We start from the raw sequence: 4,986 nt of genomic DNA on the forward strand, positions 1-4,986 counted from the left end.
CTCGGCCTGCTCGTCGCGGGGGCGGCGTGGGCGGTGGACCGCCGGACGGTGGCACCGGGTGCCGGGCGCGTGGTCGCCGGACACGTTCCGGAGCGGGCGGAGGCGGTACGGCGCTGAGGGCTGCGTCGATCGCCCTGCCCGTGCGGTCTCCCGTCCGGCGTCGGCGTGGGCACTGGTCGAGGAGCCGGAACAGCGCCTCGACGGCGTGGGTGCCGCCCTGGCCGACCGCCAGAGGCGGACCATGCTGGGAAATCTGCGACTCCTGGCAGTCCCAGGCCGCCGCACTCGCGTAAGCGAACGAACACCTCGCCCGCCTGGTCGACGGGCTCACCGGCGTTGCTGCTGGCCCAGCAGGTCATCACCGGCTGAGCGGGGCCTATCTCGGTGTCGGCCGACAGCCCGGTCGCGTCGTTGCGCACCTCGGCGGATCGCGCGCTGAGGTTTGCGTCGTTTCACTGCCCGACTTGGTCGGTGCGGCCGCCGTCAGTGACGGGAGGGATCGGACTCGTCCGTCGCGCGCAGCATCAGCGGCAGCTCGTAGAACGTACCGCTGGGAGCCTGGCGGCACGGGACCCCGAAGGCTCGTGGAGGAGCCGGAGCAGCACCTCGACGGCAGGGATGTCGTCCTCGGGCGGCAACGGTGGATGTCCCGTACCCGTGCGGGAGGGCGCCGCCGGGCCAGGCATGCCGGCACTCCTTCTCCCCGCGCGGCGGCACAAGCCCCTGATGCCAGTGCCGCATGCGCCGTGCTCAGACAAGCTGGAGCTGCTTCGACACCGTCGGTTGCCATGCTGGACGCTTCTTGGGCTTGCAGCACTCCACACCCGATACGCGCCCTCGGTACCTTCGTCGTAGAAGCCCCGACGGATGGAGCACGATGCCTAGCCGCCCGCTGGACCACTGGCGCTTTACCCCCAGGGGGGCGCGCTGATGTTGGAAGAAGCCGAAGAGATCGGCCGTCGCGTACGCCGTGCACGGCTCCGTCTCGGCATGGCTCAAGCTGACCTCGCCGCAGCCCTGAGCAAGACACAGGGCTGGGTGTCCAAGATGGAACGCGGACACATTGAGCTGGACTGTGTCGGCCTGCTCAACCTGATCGCCTCGGAGCTGCACGTACACCCGAACGACCTGATCGGGCGGCCGTACAACAGTTCTCCGGCCGAGAATCAGTGGCAGGCCTCTGCCGCAGCGGTCATGCGAGAGCTTCGCCGCTACGACCTCGCTCCCGTCTTCGACGGGACTCCCCGGCCAGCCGGTCAGTTGTGGCAGGAGACCACGCGTCTGCACCGTCTTCGAGACGCTGCCGCGAACGTGGCGATCATCCAGGTGCTGCCCGACCTGTTCCGCGAAGCGCGTGCTTTGGCCGAAGCCGCCACAGGTCACGAACGGGAAGAGGCGTACGCGATCTACGCCGTGTGCTGCAAGTTCGCTCACACCGCCGCGCACGCCCTTGGCCATCCGGAGCTGATCGCCATGTCATGTGAGCGGGCCGCGTGGTCCGCACGGCTCTCGGGCGACCCGGTGATGCCTGCCGTCGCTGACTGGATGCGCGTCTGGGACATGTGGGCCACAGCAGACTGGGACGACTCCATCGCCCTGTCGGACAAGGCGATCCGCAGCGTGCAGCAGGACTACGACCGGGGTGAACCGCTGGCCGTTCGGGCGTGGGGGTCACTGCAACTGCGCGCGGCCGTCTCGGCCGCACGGGGCGGTCGTAAGGCCGAAGCCAATGATCGGATCAAGCACGCGCGGAGCGCGGCGAAGCGGATGACGGAGACCCTCGGCACCCCGATCTACGATCGGCACAGCCTGACTTTCTCGCCGGGCAACGTGCAGATCCACGCGATCAGCGTCGCCCTCGAGATGCATGAGCAGCGCGAAGCCCTGTCGATAAACCGGCGCACGGGCAAGGAACTGATCGAGTCTCTTCCCAACTCCCGCCAGGGACACCACCACATGGATCTGGCACGTGCGTGGCTGTGGGACGGGAACCGCGACAAAGCGTTGAAGGAACTGGAGAAAGCTGAGGTGATCGCCCCTCAGCTCGTCCGGAACCATCCCATCGCCCGGTCAACCCTGCGCAGCATCGTGTACGCCGAGCGGGCGAGCACTCGTGAGAAGCTTCGTCGCATGTCGGACCGCTTCCACCTCGACGGGTAGGGGGGCGTATTCCCGCGATTCATATTGGGCTCCGCGCACCCGCCTAGCTTCGGGGCATGGCCGAACAGACCTTAAATCAACTCCCTGTGCAGGGAACGGATTTGGTTGCGGGGGCCCCATTCCGTCCCCGCCTTGGCGACCTCGCCCTTGATTTCGCCAAGGGGGGACAGATCGGGGTCGTAGTCGCCTTGCCGGGCGACGACTCGGCGTCCTACCAGCTGCGCCCACCCGGCGGGGGCGCGGACTGGCGTGCCAGATCCGACGGAGCAACCCTGCGGTCGGTACCCGTCCCGGCCACGCACGTCACGCCCATGCGGCGCGATGCCGTATATGACCACCGAGCGCAGCAAGCCGCTCTTGCGGTGACTGTCCACTACGAGGACGGCGGCTCCTGCGAGGCGATGCTCATCCTCACCCCCGTGCAGGTCGAGCTGTACCACATCCAGCTCGAACGGCTCCTGGACGCGAGGCGAGCCGCGCAGGAACGCAGGCAGTGAGCGTGGACGTGCTGATGATCGCTCCACCGGCTTCCGCCCGTGCTCCCCGGTGATCCCCGTCGCGTTCCGCTGCGAGGCGATCACCTACGGACTCGGTGCCCTGCCTGAACTCCGCTCGCGCAATACGCAACACCTCGCGTCGTGTACACCGAAACGAGAGGAAAGTGAATGACTGTCGTTGCAGAGGCGCCGATCACCAAGGGTGCCGGCGCGCCCGGTCTAGTGTGGCTGGACCTCACCCGGAAGTGTCAGCTCGCCTGCGGCCACTGCTACAACGAGTCCGGCCCTAACGGAACGCACGGTTCGATGACCACCGCGGATTGGACGCGCGTGCTCGACGAAGCCGCCGCAGCCGGCGTCCCTCGGGTGCAGTTCACCGGGGGTGAGGTCACCATGCACCCCGACGCGCCTACCCTGATCGAGTTCGCGTTGAAGCTCGGCCTGGCGGTCGAGGTGTACAGCAACATGGTCCGCCTGGACGAGAGCTGGTGGAGCCTGCTCCGGCGGGAGAACGTCAGTCTGGCCACGTCGTACTACGGCCAGGAGGACGCCCACAACGCGATCACCGGGCGGAACAGCCACGCCCGCACCCGTGCGAACATCGTGAAGGCGGTGACGGAGAACATCCCGATCCGGGTGTCTGTGATCGTCTCCGATCCCTCCGACACCGCAGAGGAGACGAAACAGGCGCTGGCGGCCCTGGGCGTGCAAAACGTGCGCATCGATCACGTCCGGCCCTTCGGGCGCGGGGCGAACGGGCAGGAGCCGTGCACGGACGGACTCTGCGGGCGGTGCGGGGACGGGCGCGCGTCCGTCGGCCCGAACGGCTCGGTCTCCCCGTGCGTGTTCTCCACGTGGCTGAGCGTGGGAAACGTTCAGGTCGCATCCCTGGGCGCTATCCTCAGCGGCCCCGAGATCGCCCAGGCCAACGCGACCATTCGAGCAGGGCGCACCGTTGGCGGCTCCCTCAGCTGTGGCCCGGACAGCCCCTGCGGGCCGGACAACGAAGACTCCCGATCCTGTACCCCCGACACCGACGACGAGTGCTCTCCGGGGACACCCGGAAGTGAGTGCACCCCGAGGAACTGAACGGAACATGGACACCGATCTTCCCGAATCCGCGATCCTCCCCTTGATTCAGGAGCACACGGGCTCCGTGGCCGCGATCCGCCGGACCGAGCGCGGCTTCAGCTCGGACCTGACGGCCGTGGTCGACTGCGCCAGAGGACCGTTCTTCGTCAAGGCGATGCGCAACCGGCCGGGCGGCCGGCGGGAGTCCCTCATCAGGGAGAGGCTGATCAACAGATACCTCGGGCACATCTCCCCGCCGCTGCTGTGGGATGTGGCGGCCGCAGAGTGGTTGGTCCTGGGTTTCGACGTGGTCAACGGCCGGTCGGCCGACTTCACGCCTGGATCGCCTGACCTTGCCCTGGTGGTCGACGCGATCGGCGAGATCGGTCGTCTGTCCCTCCCGCCGGTCGCCCAGGACTGGGCCGAGACGCGATGGGACCGGTTCACGGCGGACAGCTCAGAGGCCGAGCTGTTCCGGGGCGACTCGCTCCTCTACACGGACATCAATCCGAGCAACTTCCTTGTGGGGAAGCGGCGGGTATGGGCCGTCGATTGGGCGTGGCCGACCCGGGGTGCGGGATTCATCGACCCTGCCCTCCTGGTCATCCAGCTCATTGCGGCCGAGCACACCCCGGGCGATGCCGAGGAGTGGGCGGACCGACTGCCCTCGTGGCGCGAGGCGGCTCCGCAGGCGGTCGATGCTTTCGCTGCCGCCAACCTGCGGATGTACCGGGCCTCTGTCGACCGCAAGCCCGACGCGGCCTGGCTGAAGGTCATGGTCGACGCGTGCCAGGAGTGGACCCGTCACAGAGGAGTCAACACGGAGTAGCGCCACAAGGCCCGGACATCTGAGGCGCCTTGATTCGGGCGCTGCCGCAGCCAGCCCTTCTCCCACGTTGGCGAGCCAGGCTCGTCCCTGGCCGCTGACCAGGGGACACGCGGACGCCACCCGATGGCCTTCTTCGGCTGGCGGGCGACCTTCCTCGGCGTCAGCGCGATCGGTGTGGCCGCGATGGCGGCGCTGCTGCTCCTCGGCGCCACGGCCTTCGTCACCAGTTCCCCGCTCCAGCTGATGGTCATGGAGAAGGCGTCGGCGGCTCCGTCCCTGGCCTCCTCCGCGAACCAGGCCGCCTTCAACCTGGCCAACGCGGGCGGCGCCTGGATCGGCGGCCTCGCCCTGGCGGCGGGCCTCGGCGTCACGTCTCCGGCGCTGGCCGGTGCCGCGCTGGCCGTCCTCGGCCTGCTCGTCGCGGGGGCG

Annotated in this window: 4 protein-coding genes and 1 pseudogene; all 5 read left to right on the forward strand. The window is 68.6% G+C overall.

The features are described from left to right. The first annotated feature begins 930 nt into the window (after positions 1-930). The gene (locus ACTT8P_RS37805) at positions 931-2,160 is read left to right on the forward strand and encodes a helix-turn-helix domain-containing protein (protein ID WP_442836322.1); all 1,230 of its coding nucleotides are present in this window, start codon (positions 931-933) and stop codon (positions 2,158-2,160) included. Positions 2,161-2,522: 362 nt separating this feature from the next. Beyond that, on the forward strand, positions 2,523-2,657 hold the full coding sequence (locus tag ACTT8P_RS37810) for a hypothetical protein (RefSeq protein WP_442836323.1): 135 nt from the start codon (positions 2,523-2,525) through the stop codon (positions 2,655-2,657). Between the two features lie 168 nt (positions 2,658-2,825). Then, complete coding sequence (locus ACTT8P_RS37815; protein ID WP_442836324.1) at positions 2,826-3,746, forward strand: radical SAM protein; 921 nt, start codon at positions 2,826-2,828, stop codon at positions 3,744-3,746. 7 nt (positions 3,747-3,753) lie between these two features. Then, positions 3,754-4,557 carry a protein kinase gene (locus ACTT8P_RS37820; protein WP_442836325.1) on the forward strand — a complete coding sequence of 268 codons (804 nt, stop codon included), beginning with the start codon at positions 3,754-3,756 and terminating at the stop codon, positions 4,555-4,557. Between the two features lie 93 nt (positions 4,558-4,650). Further along, a pseudogene (locus tag ACTT8P_RS37825) lies at positions 4,651-4,986 on the forward strand (MFS transporter); the annotation flags it as partial.

Origin of the sequence: Streptomyces sp. JW3, from assembly GCF_052216785.1 — a bacterium.
Taxonomy (GTDB): Bacteria; Actinomycetota; Actinomycetes; order Streptomycetales; family Streptomycetaceae; genus Streptomyces.